Annotated in this window: 19 protein-coding genes; 13 read left to right on the top strand and 6 right to left on the bottom strand. The window is 68.5% G+C overall.

Features of this window, described 5'->3' with window-relative positions:
- The first annotated feature begins 67 nt into the window (after window positions 1–67).
- The 3 genes from ASE63_RS01790 (at window position 68) to ASE63_RS01780 (ending at window position 2899) form a co-directional block, all read left to right on the top strand.
- Entirely contained in the window at window positions 68–979 is a 912-nt protein-coding gene (locus ASE63_RS01790; protein WP_082609562.1) for an alpha/beta hydrolase, read from the top strand.
- On the top strand, window positions 976–2052 hold the full coding sequence (locus ASE63_RS01785) for a tartrate dehydrogenase (RefSeq protein ID WP_056795545.1): 1077 nt from the start codon (window positions 976–978) through the stop codon (window positions 2050–2052). Before ASE63_RS01790 ends, ASE63_RS01785 begins: the two co-directional genes overlap by 4 nt.
- Before the next feature lie 103 nt (window positions 2053–2155).
- Window positions 2156–2899 (top strand): TerC family protein, encoded by a 744-nt coding sequence (locus ASE63_RS01780; RefSeq protein ID WP_056795543.1) that lies wholly within the window; start codon window positions 2156–2158, stop codon window positions 2897–2899.
- A 56-nt stretch (window positions 2900–2955) separates the two neighbouring features.
- On the opposite strand, the gene ASE63_RS01775 is transcribed toward ASE63_RS01780, so the two are convergent.
- A complete protein-coding gene (locus tag ASE63_RS01775; protein ID WP_056795540.1) occupies window positions 2956–3564 on the bottom strand; it encodes a 4'-phosphopantetheinyl transferase superfamily protein in 609 nt (202 codons plus the stop codon).
- A gap of 346 nt (window positions 3565–3910) precedes the next feature.
- On the opposite strand from ASE63_RS01775, the gene ASE63_RS01770 reads away from it, so the two are divergent.
- The 4 genes from ASE63_RS01770 (at window position 3911) to ASE63_RS01755 (ending at window position 6958) form a co-directional block, all read left to right on the top strand.
- The gene (locus ASE63_RS01770; protein ID WP_244491236.1) at window positions 3911–4582 is read left to right on the top strand and encodes an AzlC family ABC transporter permease; all 672 of its coding nucleotides are present in this window, start codon (window positions 3911–3913) and stop codon (window positions 4580–4582) included.
- Complete coding sequence (locus ASE63_RS01765; RefSeq protein ID WP_056795535.1) at window positions 4569–4886, top strand: AzlD domain-containing protein; 318 nt, start codon at window positions 4569–4571, stop codon at window positions 4884–4886. Before ASE63_RS01770 ends, ASE63_RS01765 begins: the two co-directional genes overlap by 14 nt.
- Window positions 4887–5075: 189 nt before the next feature.
- Entirely contained in the window at window positions 5076–5942 is an 867-nt protein-coding gene (locus tag ASE63_RS01760; protein WP_056795532.1) for a branched-chain amino acid aminotransferase, read from the top strand.
- Window positions 5943–5977: 35 nt separating this feature from the next.
- Window positions 5978–6958 carry a nitronate monooxygenase gene (locus tag ASE63_RS01755; protein ID WP_056795527.1) on the top strand — a complete coding sequence of 327 codons (981 nt, stop codon included), beginning with the start codon at window positions 5978–5980 and terminating at the stop codon, window positions 6956–6958.
- On the opposite strand, the gene murJ is transcribed toward ASE63_RS01755, so the two are convergent.
- Window positions 6959–8485, bottom strand: a complete 1527-nt coding sequence (murJ, locus tag ASE63_RS01750; protein ID WP_056795524.1) for a murein biosynthesis integral membrane protein MurJ — start codon at window positions 8483–8485, stop codon at window positions 6959–6961. It lies immediately after the preceding gene.
- Window positions 8486–8555: 70 nt separating this feature from the next.
- Window positions 8556–9590 (bottom strand): glycosyltransferase family 2 protein, encoded by a 1035-nt coding sequence (locus ASE63_RS01745; RefSeq protein ID WP_056795521.1) that lies wholly within the window; start codon window positions 9588–9590, stop codon window positions 8556–8558.
- A gap of 152 nt (window positions 9591–9742) precedes the next feature.
- On the opposite strand from ASE63_RS01745, the gene ASE63_RS01740 reads away from it, so the two are divergent.
- Both ASE63_RS01740 and ASE63_RS01735 read left to right on the top strand, forming a co-directional pair.
- Complete coding sequence (locus ASE63_RS01740; RefSeq protein WP_056795518.1) at window positions 9743–10570, top strand: ChbG/HpnK family deacetylase; 828 nt, start codon at window positions 9743–9745, stop codon at window positions 10568–10570.
- A 97-nt stretch (window positions 10571–10667) separates the two neighbouring features.
- Complete coding sequence (locus tag ASE63_RS01735) at window positions 10668–12362, top strand: HAMP domain-containing methyl-accepting chemotaxis protein (RefSeq protein ID WP_162261701.1); 1695 nt, start codon at window positions 10668–10670, stop codon at window positions 12360–12362.
- Window positions 12363–12447: 85 nt separating this feature from the next.
- On the opposite strand, the gene ASE63_RS01730 is transcribed toward ASE63_RS01735, so the two are convergent.
- Complete coding sequence (locus ASE63_RS01730; protein WP_056795511.1) at window positions 12448–13047, bottom strand: superoxide dismutase; 600 nt, start codon at window positions 13045–13047, stop codon at window positions 12448–12450.
- Window positions 13048–13377: 330 nt separating this feature from the next.
- Here ASE63_RS01730 and ASE63_RS01725 point away from each other — a divergent pair, with 330 nt between their 5' ends.
- Entirely contained in the window at window positions 13378–14955 is a 1578-nt protein-coding gene (locus ASE63_RS01725; protein ID WP_056795509.1) for a hypothetical protein, read from the top strand.
- A gap of 101 nt (window positions 14956–15056) precedes the next feature.
- Here the strand turns inward: ASE63_RS01725 and ASE63_RS01720 are convergent, their stop codons facing one another.
- The gene (locus ASE63_RS01720; RefSeq protein WP_056795507.1) at window positions 15057–17246 is read right to left on the bottom strand and encodes a S9 family peptidase; all 2190 of its coding nucleotides are present in this window, start codon (window positions 17244–17246) and stop codon (window positions 15057–15059) included.
- Between the two features lie 335 nt (window positions 17247–17581).
- On the opposite strand from ASE63_RS01720, the gene ASE63_RS01715 reads away from it, so the two are divergent.
- From ASE63_RS01715 to ASE63_RS01705, 3 genes are all read left to right on the top strand, one after another.
- Entirely contained in the window at window positions 17582–17998 is a 417-nt protein-coding gene (locus ASE63_RS01715) for a MucR family transcriptional regulator (RefSeq protein WP_056795503.1), read from the top strand.
- A 280-nt stretch (window positions 17999–18278) separates the two neighbouring features.
- Window positions 18279–18650 (top strand): helix-turn-helix domain-containing protein, encoded by a 372-nt coding sequence (locus ASE63_RS01710; RefSeq protein ID WP_156410139.1) that lies wholly within the window; start codon window positions 18279–18281, stop codon window positions 18648–18650.
- Window positions 18647–19459: a DUF6456 domain-containing protein gene (locus tag ASE63_RS01705; protein ID WP_082609559.1), complete on the top strand. Its 813-nt coding sequence runs from the start codon at window positions 18647–18649 to the stop codon at window positions 19457–19459. Before ASE63_RS01710 ends, ASE63_RS01705 begins: the two co-directional genes overlap by 4 nt.
- A gap of 49 nt (window positions 19460–19508) precedes the next feature.
- Here ASE63_RS01705 and ASE63_RS01700 read toward each other — a convergent pair whose 3' ends face one another.
- On the bottom strand, window positions 19509–19934 hold the full coding sequence (locus tag ASE63_RS01700) for a SufE family protein (protein ID WP_056795498.1): 426 nt from the start codon (window positions 19932–19934) through the stop codon (window positions 19509–19511).
- Between the last annotated feature and the right edge of the window lie 58 nt (window positions 19935–19992).

The raw sequence follows: 19992 nt of genomic DNA, 5'->3' as shown, positions 1-19992 counted from the left end.
ATAATCCGTGCAGGCAATCGCCCGCATTTCGGGTTAAGCGCACTCGTTCCCCAGCCTCCGACAGTTCATGTCCATCACAGAAATCCCCGTCAGGGACAGCCTCTTCCCCGGCTTTCGCCTGCTCGACGTCGCGACGTCGGGTGCGCGCATCCGCGTGCGGACGGGCGGGGAGGGGCCGCCATTGCTGCTGCTGCACGGCTACCCGCAGACGCATGCGCTCTGGCATAAGGTAGCCGGGCTGCTGAAGGACCGCTTCACCCTCGTCTGCGCCGATCTGCGCGGCTATGGCGACAGCGACAAGCCGCCGAGCGATGCCGAGCATTTCCCCTATTCGAAGCGCGCCATGGCGCTCGATATGGCGCAGGTAATGAGCGCGCTCGGGCATGAGCGCTTCATGGTCGGCTCGCATGACCGCGGTGCCCGTGTCGCTCATCGCCTCGCGCTCGACCATGAAGCTCGGGTGACACGCCTCGCCACGCTGGACATCGCGCCGACGCGCGAGATGTACGCGAACACGACCGACGCCTTCGCCCGCGCCTATTGGCACTGGTTCTTCCTGATCCAGCCCGCGCCGTTCCCGGAGCGGATGATCGGCGCGGATCCGGAAGGCTACTGGCGGAAGAAATGCGGCGCGGGTTCGGCCGGGCTTTCGCCTTTCGCGCCCGAGGCGCTCGACCATTACCTGCGCTGCTTCGCCGATCCGGCGGCGATCCACGGGTCCTGCGAGGATTATCGCGCCGCCGCCACGATCGATATCCGCCATGACGACGCTGATGGCGGGCGCAAGCTGGCGCAGCCCCTGCTGGCGCTCTGGGGCGCCAACGGCATCATCGGCAAGTGCTTCGACCCGCTGGCGCTCTGGCGCCTGCGCGCCGAGAACGTCCAAGGCCGGGCCCTTCCGGGCGGGCATTATCTGGCCGAGGAGATCCCCGATCTCGTCGCAGCCGAATTCACCGCATTCTTCGGAGAGCAGTCATGAGCCGGACCAACCGCGTCTACCGCATCGCCGCCATCGCCGGTGACGGCATTGGCAAAGAGGTCATGCCGGAGGGGCTGCGCATCCTCGAGGCGGCTTCCAGGAAGTATGGCTTCGAGCTGCGCCTGGACGAGTTCGATTTCTCGTCCTGCGACTACTACGCCAAGCACGGCAAGATGCTGCCCGACGACTGGAAGGACAAGATCGGCGGCCATGACGCGATCTTCTTCGGCGCGGTCGGCATGCCCGCCCAGGTGCCGGACCACATCTCGCTCTGGGGCTCGCTGCTGCTCTTCCGGCGCGAATTCGACCAGTACGTCAACCTGCGCCCCGTGCGGCTGATGCCGGGCGTTCCCGGTCCGCTCGCCGGCCGCAAGCCCGGCGACATCGACTTCTTCGTCGTGCGCGAGAACACCGAGGGCGAGTATTCCTCTGTCGGCGGCCGGATGTTCGCCGGTACCGAGCGCGAGATCGTCATGCAGGAGACGGTGATGAGCCGCGTCGGCGTCGACCGCGTGCTGAAATACGCGTTCGAGCTGGCGCAGCGCCGTCCGCGCAAGAAGCTGACCTCGGCGACCAAGTCGAACGGCATCGCCATCACGATGCCTTACTGGGACGAGCGCGTGAAGGAGATGGCGAAGAGCTATCCCGACGTTACGGTCGACCAGTACCATATCGACATCCTGACCGCGCATTTCGTGCTGAACCCGGACCGTTTCGACGTGGTCGTCGCCTCCAACCTCTTCGGCGACATCCTCTCCGACCTCGGCCCGGCCTGCACCGGCACGATCGGCATCGCGCCCTCGGGGAACATCAACCCGACCGGGGACTTTCCGTCCCTGTTCGAGCCGGTCCACGGCTCGGCACCGGACATCGCCGGCCAGGGCATCGCCAATCCGATCGGCCAGATCTGGTCGGCGGCGATGATGCTCGACCATCTCGGCGAGACCGAAGCCGCCAAGGGGATCGAGGCCGCGATCGAGCGCGCGCTGGGCGATGCCCGCACCCGCACCCGCGACCTCGGCGGTTCGCTCGGCACCGAGGCCGCCGGCAAGGCCGTCGAGCAGGCGCTCTGACGAAACGCACCGCGGATTTCCGCCTACCTCTTGCCTACCGCCTGAAATTCTGGGATTGCGCCGGCCAGAACCGGCCCCGTCACGAAAAGGGACTGACCGACACATGGATTTCTCATCCTCAACCTTCTGGGTCTCGTTGCTCCAGATCATCTGGATCGACCTGCTGCTGTCCGGCGACAACGCGATCGTCATCGCGATGGCGGTGCGCTCGCTGCCGGAGAAGCAGCGCAAGGTCGGCATCTGGCTCGGCTGCGGCGCCGCCGTCGCGCTGCGCATCTTCTTTGCGATCATCGTGTCCTACCTGCTGAACATCCCGTTCCTGAAGGTGGTCGGCGCGCTGCTGCTGTTCTGGATCGCGATCAAGCTCGCCAAGGGCGAGGAGGAATCGCATAGCGACATCGCCGCCAGCGACAATCTCTGGAAGGCAGTCCGCACCATCGCCATCGCCGATGCGGTGATGAGCCTCGACAACGTGCTCGCCATTGCGGCGGCGGCGCGCGGCCATTTCGAGCTCTTCGTCTTCGGCCTGCTGCTCACCATCCCGCTGATCATCTTCGGCGCCAACATGCTGTCGAAGGTGCTGGAGCGCTTCCCGATCCTCATTTGGTTCGGTGCGGGTCTGCTCGGCTGGATCGCCGGCGAGATGCTGGTCTCGGACATCGCCGTCCTGCAGTGGTTCCAGACCGTGCTGCCGAGCTGGGTCGTCACCGTGCCTGTCACGGATACCCATCCGGCCGGTCTCGCGACCGACAAGACGGTCTATTACGGCGCTGCCGTGATCGGAGCGGCCTTCGTCTGCGCCGTGGCCTACTTCCTCAAGAAGAAGCCCGTGGACCAGCCGGGCTGAGGCTGAGAGCGGGATCCGATCAGGCTGGATCAACCTGATCGGCACGTGCTCTGCCCTCAGTCGAGCAACGCCATCGCGGCGGCCAGGATCTCCTGGCCGCCGTTTTCGTATAGACGCAGGATTCCGCTCGCCGTCCGACCTCCGGCCGGGTCTTCAACGCGGAAGCCTTCGGCGGAAACGAGTCTGACCGCGAAGCTCTCCGGAGCGCGCAGAAAGCCGGTGCCGAGCGCCTTCACATAAGCCTCCTTGGCGGCCCAGAGCCGTGCGAAGGCGAGCGGCCGTTCGTCGGCGTCAAGCGCCCGTAGCAGCGCGGCCTCGTCGGGGTGGAGCGTCGCGTAAGGCGGCTCGGCTGCCGGATCGACGCGCTCGACATCGATGCCCACCGGCTGCGGCGCCAAGGCCACCGCGACCACCCCGGCCCGCGTCGCCAGCGAGATGTGCAAACCGCGCCCAGTGGCCCCCGCGAGCAGCGGGCGTCCCGCCTCCTCATGCGTGATCGTGATCTCGTCGGGTGTCGTTGCGAGCTGCCGCGCGAGGATGCGGCGCGCCGTCTCGCGCCTGAGCTGCGATCGTTCCGCCAGATTGGCCGGCCGGGCGCCGGTCGCGATCAGCCACCCAGCAGGAAGCGTTGCCGCGGCGGCATGGTGAGAGTCGAGCCAGATCATCGCTTCAGGCTAAGCAGTTCCGGGCCGCGTTGAAACGCCGATCCCGTCATTGCGAGAAGCGTCAGCGACGAAGCAATCCAGCGGTGGCGCGCTCTACGCCCTCCTGGATTGCTTCGCTTGCGCGCGCAATGACGGCGCATGATGCGATCCAGCGAGGTCCAGGGCGATCTGGGGGCCGATCCCGCCACAGCTCGTCCCGCCCTGTGTCAGGCTCATGCGGCCTCGTCGCGGCGGGCCGTTGACCTCGGGCGGGCTTCGTCCTTGGAAGAAGCAGGGGATTGCGCCCGGAACCGGGCGATGGGAGGATTTCATGGGAAAGGCTGCGGCTCCAATGACGGGAGCCGGCATGTTGCTCGGGGCCCGCAAGGTCGCGGTCCTGATGCCGGGCGTCGTGGTCTTCGCCGTGGCGTTCGGCGCCGCCGCCGCCGGCAAGGGCTTGAGCCTATTCGAGACGGCGCTGATGAGCGCGACGGTCTATGCCGGCGTCGCCCAACTCGTCGCGATGGAACTGTGGCGGCCGGAATGGAGCTGGGGCGCCATTGCAGGGCTTGCCGTCGTCACGGCCACCGTCAATGCCCGCATGGTCCTGCAGGGGGCCTCGCTCCAACCCTGGTTCGCTGCCTATCCGAAGACGCTCAACGCAGCCCACCTCTTTCTCTTCACCGATGCGAGCTGGGTCATCGGCACGCGTTACCGGGCGGAGGGCGGGCGCGATCTCGGCGTCCTGATCGGGTCCGGCCTCGCGCTCTGGGTCGTCTGGCTGATCGCGACGGTGGCGGGCCATCTCGCCGGCGCGCTGGTCTCCGATCCGCGCCGATACGGCCTCGACCTCGTCATGCCGATCTTCTTCGCAGCGATGATCGTGCCGCTCTGGCGCGGCCGGCGCGCCGCGCTGCCCTGGGTCGTGGCCGGCCTCGTTGCGCTCGTCACGGCGAAGCTCTTCGAGGGCTACGCCTTCATCATCGTGGGGGCGCTCTCGGGCGCGCTCGTCGGAGCTTTCCGCGATGACGCTGCCTGATCCCGGCGCCTGGGGCGCGATCCTCGCTATCGCGGCGATGACGGTGGCGACCTATCTCTGCCGCATCTCCGGCGTGGTGCTGATGGGCTTCATCCCCCTGACGCCGCATGTCCGGCGGGGCCTCGCCGCGCTGCCCGGATGCATCATTGCGGCGACGGTGCTGCCGCTGATCGAGCGTCTCGGCCCGGCGGCCGCGGTCGCGCTGCTGGCGGCGATCGGCAGCATGGTGCTGCGCCGCAACGAGCTGCTTGCGCTCGTCGTCGGCATGAGCGCCATCGCGGGCCTGCGCGCGCTCGGCTTCTGATCCATCACGCCGACCGATCGCTTCCATCACATCCCGTCATTGCGCCATGCGGGTCTGTCTGTTGACGAAGAAGGGCGCGGGGCAGACGGTGGCGCCCATCAACGACCGTTGGAGCATCGCGCGAAAAAGCGGGAACCGATTTTCGCAGAAGCGGTGCTCTGGCACTTCAGCAATCGATCGGAGCTTGGAATGGCCTGGTATTCGCAGACATGGACCTGGTACGAGGGCGAGTGGCTCGAGGGCAACCCGCCCTTCATCGGTCCGCGCAGCCACGCCTCCTGGCAGGGCTCGACCGTCTTCGACGGCGCCCGCTGGTTCGACGGCGTCGCACCCGATCTAGACCTGCACGCCGCCCGCGTGAACCGCTCGGCCACGGCGCTCGGGCTGAACCCGACGGTCGGCGCCGAGGAGATCGTCGCGAAAGCCCGCGAGGGCATCAAGAAGTTCAGCGGCGACGTCGCCCTCTACGTCAAGCCGATGTACTGGGCCGAGGCCGACGGCGTCTCGACCATCATCCCCGACGCGGAATCGACCCGCTTCGCGCTTTGCCTGTTCGAGGCGCCGATGGGCGAGCCCGGCGCCGGCATGGCGGTTACGCAGGGCGCCTTCCGCCGCCCGACCTTCGAGACCGCTCCGACCGACGCCAAGGCCGGCTGCCTCTATCCCAACAATGCCCGCACGCTGCGCGCCGCCAAGGCCGCCGGTTTCGACAACGCGCTGGTGCTCGACATGCAGGGGAACGTCGCCGAGACCGCGACCTCGAACATCTTCCTCGTCAAGGACGGCGTGGTGAAGACGCCGGTGCCGAACGGGACCTTCCTGAACGGCATCACCCGCCAGCGCGTGATCAAGCTGCTGCGCGAGAGCGGCGTCGCGGTCGAGGAGACGAGCCTGCGCTACGGCGATTTCGAGCAGGCCGACGAGATCTTCTCCTCGGGCAACTACTCGAAGGTCGTGCCGGTCGGTCGCATCGACGGCCGCCAGCTCCAGCCCGGCCCGCTCTACCGCAAGGCGCGCGAGCTCTACATGGACTTCGCCAAGAGCACGAAGGCCTGAGGCGCGAACGCCCGAAACGCGGAGGCCCGAAGCAGATGGCCCGGCTTGCGACCCGCCTGACACGGCAGCTCGGCATCGAGCATCCCATCCTGTCGGCGCCGATGGCGCTGGCGGCAGGCGGGGCGCTCGCCGCCGCGGTGACGCGGGCCGGCGGACTCGGGCTGATCGGCGGCGGCTATGGCGACGGGGCCTGGCTCGAGCACGAGTTCGCGCAGGCCGGCAATACCCGCATCGGCTGCGGCTTCATCACCTGGTCGCTGGCGAAGCAGCCGCATCTGCTCGCCGCGGCGCTGGCGCACCGGCCGGCGGCCATGATGCTCTCCTTCGGCGATCCGCGGCCCTTCGCGGCCGACATCGCCGCGGCGGAGGTGCCGCTGATCTGCCAGTGCCAGTCGCTCGACCATGTCCGGCAAGCGCTCGATGCCGGCGCCGCCATCGTCGTCGCCCAGGGTAGTGAGGCAGGGGGCCACGGCCATCGCCGCGCGACGCTGCCCTTCGTGCCCGAGGTGGCGGACCTGCTCGCCCGCGAGAGCCCCGATACCCTGCTGCTCGCGGCGGGTGGCATCGCCGACGGGCGCGGGCTCGCGGCGTCGCTGATGCTGGGCGCCGACGGCGTCCTCGTCGGAACGCGCTTCTGGGCGAGCCGCGAGGCGCTGGTCCATGGCGGACACCATGCGGCGGCGCTGGCCGCCACCGGCGACGGCACCGTCCGCAGCTCCCTGCCGGACATCGCCCGCCGGCTCGACTGGCCGAAACCCTTCGACATCCGCGTCGCCGATAACGGCTTCATCCGGCGCTGGGCCGGCCGCGACGACGCGCTCGAGGCCTCGATCGAGCAGGAGGCTCCGGCCTTCCGCTCGGCCTTCGCCGCCGGCGATGCCGAGAACGCGGCCGTCGTCTTCGGCGAGGCGGCAGGTCTGATCGCCAACGTCTCGCCCGCAGGCGAGATCGTCACGCGCATGGTCGATGAGGCGGCGACGCTGCTTGGGGAGAAGGCGAGGGGGTTTCTCGCCTGACTACCGCAGCAGCCGCAGCACGCCTGCCAGTTTGAGCCCAAGGCCGGCGGCCGTCGCATAGGCCACCGCCGCAGCGGCCGCAACCAGCGTCAGCGCGACGAGGCGGGGCTCGAACGGCACCCAGGCCATCGCGCCGAGCGCCCGCGGCGCCAGCCACCAGCCGACGAAGCCCGACAGCGCTGCGGCCAGGGCGACCACCGCGACGAAGCGCGGCAGTCGCGGATGCGGCTCGGTCAGCCCGCGCCGCAGCGCCAGCACGAACAACGTGCCGACATTGATCCACGCCCCGGCCGCCGTCGCGAGAGCCAACCCCTGCGCGCCCCAGTCGCGCCAGAGCAGCAGCTTCAGCGCGAGATTGGCTCCGATCGCGGCGAGCGAGACGATCATCGGCGTCGTGGTGTCGCCGCGCGCCTGGAAGGCGGAGACCTGAGTGCGCACCAGAACCATCGCCGGCAGACCGAGCGAATAGGCGAGCAGCACCATGCCGGCCGCCTCGCTCGCCTGGGCATCGAAGGCGCCGCGCTGGAACAGGGCGGCGACGACGAGCTCCGGCACGGCGACGAAGGCCGCGACGAAGGGCGCGCTGGCGAAGAGCGCGATGGCGACGGCCTGGTTCTGGGCGCGGTTGGCGCCGGCCTCGTCGCCCCGCGCGATATGCCGGCTCATCGCCGAGAGCGCGACCGTGCCGACCGCGATCGCGATCAGGCCCAGCGGCAGTTGGTAGAGCCGCTCGGCATAGTAGAGCGCCGCATAGGCGCCGCGCGGCAGCATCGAGGCGATGATGGTGTCGGCGAAGAGCGCGATCTGCACGCCGGCGGAGCCGATCACCGCCGGCCCGAACTTGCGCAGGAACTGCCGGATATTGGCGTCGATCCGAGGCCGGACGAGACGCGCCGAAACACCGGCGCGGCGCGCGGCGATCCAGAGCACCAGCCATTCGAGGATGCCGGCCAGCGCCACGCCCCACGCCGCCGCATGGGCGGCGCTCGGGAACAGGAAGGAGACCGCCAGCGCCGCGACGATGCTGATGCTGAGCAGGATCGGCGCCGCCGCAAAGGCCGCGAAGCGGTCGACCGCGCTCAGCGTGGCGCCGAGGAAGGTGACCATCGTCACGAACAGGAGATAGGGGAAGGTGATCCGCGTCAGCGTCACCGCGAGCTCGAAGCGCGCCGGATCGCTCGTCAGGCCCGGCGCCAGCAGCGTCACCATCAGCGGCATGAAGGGCAGTGCCAGAGCCAGCAGCACGAGCTGGACGATCAGCAGCAGCGTGAACAGCCGGTTGGCGAAGAGCGAGGCGACCTCCGGCCCCTCCCGCTCATGGATGCGCGAATAGGCCGGCACATAAGCCTGGTTGAAGGCGCCCTCGCCGAAGATCGCGCGAAAATGGTTCGGCAGGCGCAGCGCCACCGAGAACGCGTCCATCATCGCGCCCGCGCCCAGCACCGCGGCCAGCACGACGTCGCGCGCGAAGCCGGCGAAGCGCGAAACCAGCGTGAAGCTGCCGACGGAGAGGATGTTGCGAAGCATGGGGATGGCGGCGTGCCCTGGTCCGGAGGCCCGGACGGGCCGCCTTCATCACAGATCGTGGCGCGTCCGTCTACCGGATCAGCGGCGGCAGCGCGTCGCCGCGCGGATGATCGACCGTGCGCGCCGCGAAGCCGACGCGCTCGCCGATCAGATAGAGCGGCCGGCGCTTCACCTCCGCGAAGATGCGCCCGACATATTCCCCGATCATCCCGAGCGAGAGCAGCTGGATGCCGGAGAAGAACATGATCGAGACGATCAGCGACGGGAAGCCGGGCAGGTCGGTGCCGAAGACCATCGTCCGGATGACGAAGTAGAGGGCGGTGAAGGTCGAGATCAGCGCGATCACCGCCCCGGCCCAGGTCGCGATCTTGAGCGGCACGGTCGAGAAGGAGGACAGCCCGTCGAAGGCGAAGCTGAACAGCTTTCGGTAGCGGAACTTGGTCTCGCCATGCTCGCGCTCGGCGACATCGAAGGTTACGCCCGTCCCGGGGAAGCCGACCCAGGCATAAAGGCCTTTCGAGAAGCGCGCACGCTCCGGCAGGGCACGCAGCGCATCGACCACCTTGCGGTCGAGCAGGCGGAAGTCGCCGGCGCCCTCGGGCAGCTCGGTTTCGCCGAAACGGGCGAAGAGCCGATAAAACATCCGCGCGAAATTGCGCTTCAGCGCGCTCTCGCCATCGCGGTCCGAGCGCTGGCCGTAGACGTTGAGGAAGCCCTCGCGCCATTTCTGCAGGAAGGCGGGAATGGTTTCCGGCGGATGCTGCAGGTCGGCGTCCATGATGACCACCGCATCGCCGGCCGCATGGTCGAGCCCCGCCGCGATGGCGATCTCCTTGCCGAAATTGCGGCTGAAGGAGATGGCACTGATTCGCCCGTCATTGGCGCTGAGCTGCTTCAGCACCGAAAGCGTGCCGTCGCGGCTGCCGTCGTCGACGCAGACCAGCTCCCAGGACGAGACGGCGCCGTCGAGCACCTGCTTCAGGCGCTCGACCAGCAGCGGCAGGCTGTCGGCCTCGTTGTGGACGGGCACGACGATCGAGAGCTCCGGCCGGCTGGACGGGTGCCGAGGCGCCGGCGCGGCGGAGGAGGGTGAAAATTCGGACACGCGATCGACCTCTCGATGGGCCCCCCGCACGGCATTCGGCCCCGGAGGGGCCGTGCCGGATGACGCGACCCGCACAGAACCTTAAACCTTGCTTGCTCACAAGCCCGGCGGGCCTTTAGCAAATCGCGGCTGAACGGATGACAACAGGACAGATGGCCAGCGGATTCGTTTTATGCGCCGACGACTTCGCGATGACGGCGGGCGTCAGCCGTTCCATCCTTGCCCTGCTGGAGGCGGGCAAGCTGTCTGCCGCCGGCGCGATGACCAACCGCCCGCATTGGCGGGATTTCGCGGGCGCCTTCGGAGCGCTGGCGGAACGGGCCGATCTCGGCCTGCATCTGAACCTCACCTGCGCCGCGCCGCTCGGCGCGATGCCGAGGCTGGCGCCCGGCGGCGAATTCCCGAAACTGCGCGATCTGGCGCGGGCGAGTGTGACTTCGCCGGTCGCGCGTCGCGAGATCGAAGCCGAGATCGCGCGCCAGCTCGACGCCTTCGAGGACAGGCTGGGCCGTCCGCCCGATTTCGTCGACGGTCATCAGCATGTGCATGTGCTGCCCGGCGTGCGCCGCGCCGTGCTGGAAGCGGTGATGCGCCGCTATTCCGAAGGCCGTGTCTATCTTCGCGATCCAGCCGATTCGCCGGCGGCGATCCGTGCGCGCGGCGTCGCGGTCGGCAAGGCCCTGACCATCGCGGGGCTGGCGCTGGGCTTCCGCCGGGCGGCGCTGCGCCGCGGCATCCCCGTCAATCGCGGCTTCTCCGGCGTCGCCCCCTTCGATCCGGCGCGGGATTTCGGCGCCGATCTCCAGCGCTTCCTGGTGCGGCCGGGGCCGGCCCATCTGGTGATGTGCCATCCCGGCTTCGTCGACGACGAGCTGAAAGGTCTCGACCCCGTCGTCGCGACGCGGCCGATCGAGCATGCCGCGCTTGCCGCCTTCGAGCCGGCAGGGCTCACCATGGTGCGCTTCGCGCAGCTGCGCTGAGGCGCAATCGAAAATTTACCAGATTCTGACAGCGTCTCCGGCGATGCTCGCGCCCGGCCTTTGCCCTGATCGAGCCGCTTCGGGGATTGTCGGCGCAATGATGTGGTTCAAGCGAGCGGCCAAGGTCGAGTCCGCCGCGCAGGCGATCCCTGCGAAGCGCGGGTCCGGGCGTTCGCTCGGCAGCCGGATCGCCGCTGCGGCGGTCGCTATCGTCGCGGTCGCCATCCTGATCGTGGTGGTCGCGGCGGCGCGCTACAACGACACCAAGACGCGCGACGACCTCGATCAGAAGATGCAGGCGCTCGAGCTGATGGTGGTCAACGCCTCGCCCTCGCTGATCCTGTCGCGCGACACCAACACGCTGGGCTACATTCTCAATTCGCTGCGGCGCGACCCGGACTTCAAGGCGGGTTTCGTCGCCGACGATCTCTCGGCCCTGGCCAGCGCCGGTCGCAACGAGGAGGCGAGGCTCGCCTTCACGCCGCGCTCGCTCGCGGCCCAGCTCGGCAGAGAACCCTGGGACGTCATGCAGAAGGAGACCTCGTGGCAGGTCGAGGACAAGACCTCGATCACCCGGCTGCATGTCGTCAGGATCGGCGGTCATCAAAAGCAGATCGGTTATGTCGCGCTGCGCTTCGACAAGAGCCGGCTGCTCGCGCGCGTGGATTTCGAGCATCTCGTCACCGTCGGCTTCGGCATCCTGATCCTGCTGGTGCTGGGGCCGCTCCTCTGGTTCTCGCTGTCGCGGACGATGAGGCCGCTGAAGAGCATGACGGAAGCCATCGTCAGCATCTCGGACGGCCGGCTCGACACGCCGATCGATGCCCTGGGCCGCGGCGACGAGATCGGCTCCATCGCCCGGGCGCTCGGCATCCTCAAGCTGCGGCTGGCCGAACGCGCCACGCTGCAGGAGAAGCAGCACGTCACCGAGGCCGAGCGGCGCCGGCACCAGCAGAACGTCGATGAGGCGATTGCCTTGTTCCGGGGCGAGGTCGGTGTCGCCCTGGACGCCTTCAAGAGCAATGCCGACCGCATGAGCGAGGCTTCCGACGGCCTCGCCCGCACCGCGGCCGAATCGTCCGGCCGCGCCGCCCGCGCGGCGCAGAACGCCCATGGCGCCTCCGGCAACGTCGAGAGCGCGGCCCAGGCGGCCGAGGAGATGGGAGCCGCCATCCGCGAGGTCGAGTTCCAGGTGCGCCGCGTCCGCACCGAGATCGTCGAGGCGGCCTCGATCTCGCGTGATACTGCCGGCTCCGTCCGCGAGCTCGACGAGACAGCTCGCGCCATCGGCGAGGTCGTCAACCTGATCCGCGACATTGCCGCCCAGACCAACCTGCTCGCGCTGAACGCGACGATCGAGGCGGCGCGCGCCGGCGATGCCGGGCGCGGCTTCGCGGTGGTCGCTTCCGAGGTTAAGAGCCTCGCCTCCCAGACCGCGGCAGCGACCGACCGCATCGTCGCCCAGGTCGGCGCGATCCAGGGCGCGACCGGCCAGGTCGTCGGCTCGATCCAGAACATTGCGGAACGCATGAATGCGATCGAAAGCTTCGCCAACGCGGTCGCGGTCTCGATCGAGCAGCAGGCGATCGCAACCGGCGAGATCGCCAGCGGCGTCGCGATGGCCAGCTCCTCGGCGCTCTCCGTGTCGAGCGATCTCAGCGTGCTGGCCGACAGCGTTGAGGAAACCGGGCGCTCGGCGGAGGAGGTGCGCGGCGCGGCGGGAGAGGTGGCGGCCCAGGCGGTCAGGCTGCGCTCGACCGTGGACCAGTTCCTGCGCGGCGTCGCGGCCTGAGGGCTACGCGGCGCCCTTCGCAGCCGGAGCACAAAAAAACGGGGCCGCGAGGCCCCGTTTTCGTTCGTATCGTGATCGCTCAGGCTCAGGCCTTGGCGGCGTCGTACATCTCGGCGACGTAGTCCCAGTTCACCAGGCTCTCGAGGAAGGCCTTGAGATAGTCGGGACGACGGTTGCGGTAGTCGATGTAGTAGGAGTGCTCCCAGACGTCGACGCCGAGGATCGGGCTCGCGCCATGGACCAGCGGGCTCTCGCCGTTCGGGGTCTTGGATACCGCGAGCTTGCCGCCCTTGACCTCGAGCCAGGCCCAGCCCGAGCCGAACTGGCCGACGCCGGCGGCGACGAAGTCTTCCTTGAACTTGTCGACCGAGCCGAAGGAATCGACGATCGCCTTCTCCAGCGCGCCGGGGATCTTGCCGCCGCCATTGGGCTTCATCCACTTCCAGAAGTGGAGGTGGTTGTAGTGCTGGCCGGCATTGTTGAACACGGCCGGGTTCTTGCCATGCGAGGCCTTGACGATCTCCTCGAGCGACTTGCCCTCGAATTCCGTGCCCTTGATCGCGTTGTTGCCGTTGGTGACATAGGCGAGGTGGTGCTTGTCGTGATGGAACTCGAGCGTTTCCTTCGACATGAAGGGCTGGAGCGCATCATGGGCATAGGGCAGATCGGGAAGGGTAAAGGTCATTTGGCCTCTCCTTGGGGCTGGCAATAGCTTGAACTGAGAATGGCTTGCCGCCGGGCGGCCTGGGCCGGGTTCTCCTCCGGAGAGAAGCGCCCGCCATTCGCTTCGTTAGTTAAGCCTCCGCCGGCGCTCCGGCAACCGCTGTCCGGGGAGGACGCCAATGCACGGCGGAGCCGCGCCTCAATCTCGCCCGATTTCTCGCCCTATGCGGGAACACAAATTGAAACTCTCTCTTATTCAATACGTTACAATATAGGCGGACAGGACCGGCCAATCCGGCCGGCCTGGCGGGTTGCCAAGAATGCCTTCGAGCATGCTGCCGAGGACTCTCCTTTGATCACGATCTTCATTTTGCTGGGCCTCGGACTTCTTGGCGGCGGCATCGCGGCCATCGTCGACGGGCTGCCCTACATGGTCCTCGAGCGTGGCTTCACCAAGGTCATCATCGGCACGGTGCTGGCGAGCGGCGGCGTCCTGATGCTGGCGCTCGCCTGGGTGCTGATTGAAATCCGGCGGCTGAAGAAGACGATTGCGGGCGCCGCGACGGCGATGTCTGTGATCTCGACGGTCGCGAGCCCCGAAGCCCGGCGCGAGCCCGTGCCGCAAGCCGGGCTGGCAGGTGCCGGCGTCGGTGCGCTGGCCGGCGCAGGCGCGACGCTGACCGGCGTCCAGGCGCTCGAAGCCTCCGCTTCGCCGGAATGGGCAGAGGAGCCGGCCGAGCCCGTAAGGGCCGCCCCCGAGCCCGGCCTTGGCCGCGCGCTCGCAGAGCCGGCGGAGCCGGCCGCTCCCGAGCAGCCGGAGGCCGCCCGCGACGCCGGGGCGCTTCCTGATTTCCTGCCGCACCGCACCGTTGAAGCCGATGACGAGCCCGAGGCCCTGCCAGTTCCCGAGGACGCCGACGCCGAGCCGGAGCTCAAACTCGCGGCCGAGCCCGAGGCCGAAGCGGCGCCGCAGGCAACCACCCTGGCACAAGCCGCCCTGGCCGATGAGCCCGGGGCGGAGCCATTCCCTGCGGCCGTGGAGGAGCAGGCGCAGGCCGAGGACATCGAGCAGGTCGAGGCTGAGGCCGAAGCCGACCGGCCGGTTTCCGTTACGCCCGGCCCCGCCGACATCGAGGACCCCTTCGCGCCGGCGGCGGTCGACCCGGCCGCGCGCACGACGGACGAATTCGGCCTGCTGCGCGAGAGCCTTGCGGGCCTGCGGCTCGATCCGGCGCCGGTCTCCGGCCGCATCGAGCCGACCTTCGGCGAGACTGGGCTGGGCCAGAAGCGCGACGAGGAGCGCGATGGTGAGAAGCCCGCGGACAATCTGTCGCTCGCGGACAGTTGGATGGAGCCGGCCTGGGAGCGGCGCATGCCGACCTTCGGCGAGCCGGAGCCGGAGCCGGATGAGCCCGGATCGCCGGATGCTCTCCGGCCCGGAGAGCCCGAGGTGGGCCTGCCTGAGACCGCAGGCGAGCCCATCTCTGTGGAACCCGACGTCCCGCGTCCGACTGCACCGGCGCCCGAGCTGCTCTGGCCGAAGCTCGACATGCCGGCGCAGGAGCTGCGCCCCTGGCCGCCGCAATCGCGCGAGGCCGAGGCCTTCGATCCGCAGCCACCGGCGGCTGCGCCCGAGGACAAGCAGGTTGCTTCCGCGGACGACTTCGCCTCCGTCGCTCCCGATGTCGAGTCCGATGCCGATGCGGCGCCGAAGGCCGACGCCCCTGAAGCAGCAACCGCACCCGAGCCCGCTTCGCCGGCTGCCTCCAACGAAGGCGTCGTCGGCGCCTATCAGGTTGGCGAGGCGCATTTCACCATCTATGCCGATGGCTCGATCCAGGCGCGCACGCCCGATGGCGACTACAGCTTCGCCTCGATGGACGAGCTCAAGGTCTACCTTGCCAGCGAGAAGAGCCGGCTCGGTGTGTGAGCGAGCGCAACCGTCGCGCCCGCTCCACCGTCATTGCGAGCGCAGCGAAGCAATCCAGTAGGGCGTAGAGCTCTGCCGCCCGTGTTGCTTCGCGGCGCGGATCAGCCGGTGCCGGCCTCGGGCCAGCCTTCGCCGGCGGCCTGGATGGCGAAGGCATAGGCGAGCGCCGTCTCCTTCAACGAGTCGAAGCGGCCGGCCGAGCCGCCATGGCCGGCCTCCATGTTGGTGTGCAGCAGCACCGGGCCACCGCCGGTCATGGTCGCGCGCAGGCGCGCCACCCATTTCGCCGGCTCCCAATAGGTCACGCGCGGATCGGTCAGCCCGCCCATCGCCAGGATCGGCGGATAGGTCTGCGCCTTGACGTTGTCATAGGGCGAATAGCTGCGGATCATCTCGAAGGCGGCGAGATCGCGGATTGGATCGCCCCATTCCGGCCATTCCGGCGGCGTCAGCGGGAGGGTGTCGTCGAGGATCGTGTTCAGCACGTCGACGAAGGGCACTTCCGCGACGATGCCGGCGAACAGCTCCGGCGCCATGTTCGCGACCGCGCCCATCAGCATGCCGCCGGCGCTGCCGCCCTCGGCCACGATCCGGCCACGCGCCGTGAAGCCGGCATCGGCCAAAGCCTCGGCCGCGGCGATGAAGTCGGTAAAGGTGTTGGTCTTCTTCTCGCGCTTGCCGTCGAGATACCAGCGCCGGCCCTTGTCGGTGCCGCCGCGGACATGGGCGATGGCATAGACGAAGCCGCGATCGACCAGGCTGAGCGGCCTTGTCCGGAACGAAGCCGACATCGCCGAGCCATAGGAGCCATAGCCGTAGAGCAGGCAGGGCGCCGAGCCGTCGAGGGCCATGTCGGCCCGGTGCAGGATCGAGATCGGGACCTGCTCGCCATCCTTCGCCGTCGCGAAGATGCGCCGCACACGATAGGCCTCCGGATCGTGGCCGGAGGGCACCTCCTGCCGCTTCAGCAGCGCGCGCTCGCCCGTCGCCATGTCGTAGTCATAGGTCTCGGCCGGGCGCGCCATCGAGGCGTAGATGAAGCGCAGGATGTCGGTCTCGAACTCGTAGCCGGCATCGAGGCCCAGCCCATAGGACTCCTCGTCGAAGGCGATGCTGCTTTCGCTTCCCGTCGCCAGATCGCGGATGACGATGCGCGGCAGCCCGTCCTCGCGCTCCAGCCGGATCAGCCGGCCCTTGAGGCAAAGATGGCTCAGGATCAGCCGCCCCTGCCTGTGCGGGATCAGGTCCCGCCAATGCGCGGGCGAGGGATCGGCGACCGGCGCGGTGACGATTTTGAAGTCCTCGGCGCCGTCGGCATTGGTCAGGATCAGCAGATCGTCGCCATGATGTTCGACATCGTATTGCCGGCCGATCTCGCGCGGCGCGATCGTAACGGGGGCTTTATCCGGTGCCGCGAGATCGACCACGCGGATCTCGGAGGTTTCGTGGTCGCTGATCGAGATCAGAAGGAAGCGGCCGGATTGCGTTTCGTCGATATCGACGAACATGCCGGCATCGGCCTCGTCATGCAGCAGCGTGTCCTGGTCCGGCGCCTCGCCGAGCCGGTGCCTGAAGACCTTCGAAGGGCGATGGTCGGCATCGACCCCGACATAGAAGAACGAGGCGCTGTCGGCGGCCCAGACAATGTCGCCGGTCGTATCGGGGATCAGGTCGCCCAGATCCTCGCCGCGAGTGAGATCGCGGACCCGGATCGTATGCAGCTCGGAGCCGGCCTCGTCGGCGCTCCAGCCGAGCAGGCGGTGGTCGGGGCTATGGGCGGTGTCGCCGAGATCGAAGAAATCCTTGCCCCGCGCCAGCGCGTCGGCGTCGAGCATGATCTGTTCGCGCCGGGCGCCGGCCGTCTTCTTTCGGGGGTTGCTTTCCGTTGCGGCAGGCTCGTCGGAGCGCGGCTTGCGGCAGATCAGCGGATGCTCGCCGCCCTTGCGGTAGCGTGAATAGTAAAGGAACGGCCCGTCCGGCTGCGGAACGCTGGAGTCGTCTTCCTTGATCCGGCCGCGCATTTCCTTGACGAGATTGCGCTGCAATTCCCGCGTCGGCGCCATCAGTGCCTTGCAATAGCCATTCTCCGCTTCGAGATAGGTGCGGATATCGGCCGGGAGCACATCGGGATCACGCAGCACATCCTTCCAGTTCGACGCGCGAAGCCAGTCATAGTCGTCGCGAAGCTCCGTGCCATGGACCTGTGTCCTCTTGGTGCGGATCTCGGCACGCGGCGGCGAAGGCTTGCGCTGCTGCGGCGTCTTTGCGCCGGAAACGGGATTTGAGCGCATCGACGACGTCTCCACCTTGCAATCCGCAGACTGGTAGAGAGCACGCTCCCGGCTGGCAAGACCGGCGCCGGACTGGCAGATGCAGCTTTGCCCGCCGGCCGGTTACCATGTTTATTTCCCGGAGACTGAATATTTCGTCTAAGCGATGTATTCGCGCTGCATCTTCACTTGCGGAGATGCTGCGGTTCGACTACACGATCAGAAATGACTCGCTGGCGTTGTGTCTGAGTCGATAGTGCTGGCGACTCTCAGTAAGGGTCGCGCAAGGCAATGTCGCGTAAGATGCGTTCGACGATGGTCGTTTTTCAGAAGCATCTCTCAAGGAGTGGGCCATCATGGCAGAAAACGAAGGATCGGATTTCATCGAGCTGACTGCGGATATTGTTTCTGCCTATGTCTCGAACAATTCGGTTCCCGCCGCCGATCTGCCCGCGCTGATCGGGGAGGTGCACTCCGCGCTGAGCCGCGTGATCAGCGGCGCGGCGCCGGTGGCACCGGCGGAGGCGCCGAAGCCGGCGATCCCGGTCAAGAAGTCGATCACGGCCGACTATCTGATCTGTCTCGAGGACGGCAAGAAGTTCAAGTCGCTCAAGCGCCATCTGCGCACGCAGTACAACATGTCGCCGGAGCAGTATCGCGAGAAGTGGGGCCTGCCGCCTGACTACCCGATGGTCGCGCCGAACTATGCCGAGGCGCGCTCGCAGCTGGCGAAGAAGATGGGCCTGGGCCAGCAGCGCCGCAAGCGCCGCTGAGACAGGTGGAGCCCCCCGAGCGGGCTGTCCACGCACATGAAAAAGGCCGCCGCATCCCGGCGGCCTTTTTTATGCGGGTTTTCGGATCATGGACCGCAGGAGCGAGGGTTCGCGACGACACCGTCCCGCGGATGCCGGCAGTACTCCGGCTCGGCCGCTCCTGACTCGCGCTGACGGGGATAAGCTGCGGCGTGCTGCCGCTTGCCTTGATATAGGAATATTTTCATGCATCCATGATCGCCGCGTGGCCGTCGCCCATGCGGTCGAACTGGAACGTATCATGAACATGCTAAATCGTGAAACTGTCGATCCCGTGTCCCCTGCCGCGCTGGTGCGGCTGGCCGAGGTCGCCGTCGCGGCGATCTCCCATGTCCCCTGCGCCAGCCTGCGCGGGCCGCAGCGCGGCCGGCGGCCGATCGCGCGGGCGCGGCAGACGGCAATGTATCTCGCCCATGTCGCCTTCGGCCTGACCCTGACCCGCGTCGGCATTTGCTTCGGACGGGACCGCACGACCGTCCGCCATGCCTGCGCCCTGATCGAGGATCGTCGCGACGACCCCGCGCTTGAACTCGGGCTTTCCGCGCTGGAGGCCGGGCTGGTCGCGCTGACGGGCCGCCTCAATGCCGCAGTTGGCAGCGAGGTGCGGCCGTGAGCCGGGCGGGAGAGGGGCAGGGGGCCCGCGCGCGACTGTTGCGCCATCTGGCGCAAGCGGGCGCCTTCGGTTGCCCGTCGCCGCTGGGCTGCGGGCGGGTCGCGCTCTATCGCAGCAGCGGCGGCACCACGCTCGGCGCCGGCTATGCCGCCCCCGAACTGGTCGAGGCGCTGGTCGCGGAGGGGCTGGCGGCCTGGAGCGGCGAAGGCGCGGCGCGGCGGCTTGTGGCGGCCGAACCCGAGGGTGGGGCAGGGCGGCCAAGGGCCGAGGCCGTCATCGATGTCGAGGGCCGGATGCAGCCTGTGACGCTGGACGAGCGCGAGAGCCCGCTGCTCTGGCTGCATCGTCGGCCGGGCAAGGATGGCCGACCTCAGATCTCCGCCGAGGAATTTGCGGCGGGAGAGCGCTTCCGCGCCGATCTCACCCGCGCGCGGATGATGCCGCGCATGACGATGAACTGGGACGCCTCGCTCGCGCCCGATGATCGCGGGGCCGGCGGGCGCGATCCGGCCAGCGCCTCGGATGCGCAGCTCGCCGCGCGCCAGCGGGTCCGGCTGGCCTGCGACCGGCTCGGCCCCGACCTCTCGGGCCTCGCCATCGATGTCTGCGGCTTCCTCAAGGGGCTCGACCTTGTCGAGTGCGAGCGCGGCTGGCCGGCCCGCTCGGCCAAGGTCGTGCTGCGTCTCGCGCTCAAGGCGCTGGCGGCGCATTACGGCATCGCGACGCCGGCGCCAGCCTCGAGAGCCCGCGCCTCGGTCTGGCATGGCGAGAATGCGCGCCCGGGCATCATGCCGGGGCTGACGGGGTGAGGCGATGTTTCTGGTTTGCCGGGTTCCGCCTGGATAGCCCGGCCGGCGCTCAGGCGGCGGCGCTGCGGGCGTCGGATTTGATGCGCTCGATCATCGAGCGCACGCCGTTGGAGCGCTGCGGCGTCAGATGCGCGGCGAGGCCGAGCTTCTCGTAGATCGCGAAGGCGTCGGTCTTGAGAATGTCCGCGGCGGTGCGGCCGGAATAGATCGCCAGCGCCAGCGCCACCAGCCCGCGCACGATATGGGCGTCGCTGTCGCCGCTGAAATGCAGCCGGGTCTGCGGGCCCGGGCCGCCGTCGTTGCGGGACACGAGCCACACCTGGCTGGCGCAGCCGCGCACCTTGTTGGCGTCGTTATGCGCGTCCTCGGGCAGCGGCTCCAGTTCCTTGCCGAGCTCGATCAGGTAGCGATAACGGTCGTCCCACTCGTCGAGCAGGTCGAAATTGCCGATGATCTCGTCGAGGCCCGTGCTCATGTCCTGCCCGTCGCGGCAGTTGCGTGGCCGTCGGCTCGCGCATTGCCCTGTTGCATGG

The sequence above is a fragment of the Allobosea sp. Root381 genome, from assembly GCF_001429395.1.
Classification (GTDB): Bacteria; Pseudomonadota; Alphaproteobacteria; order Rhizobiales; family Beijerinckiaceae; genus Allobosea.
Note: the sequence above shows the minus strand (reverse complement) of the source record. Positions and strands in the feature narration are given on the sequence as shown.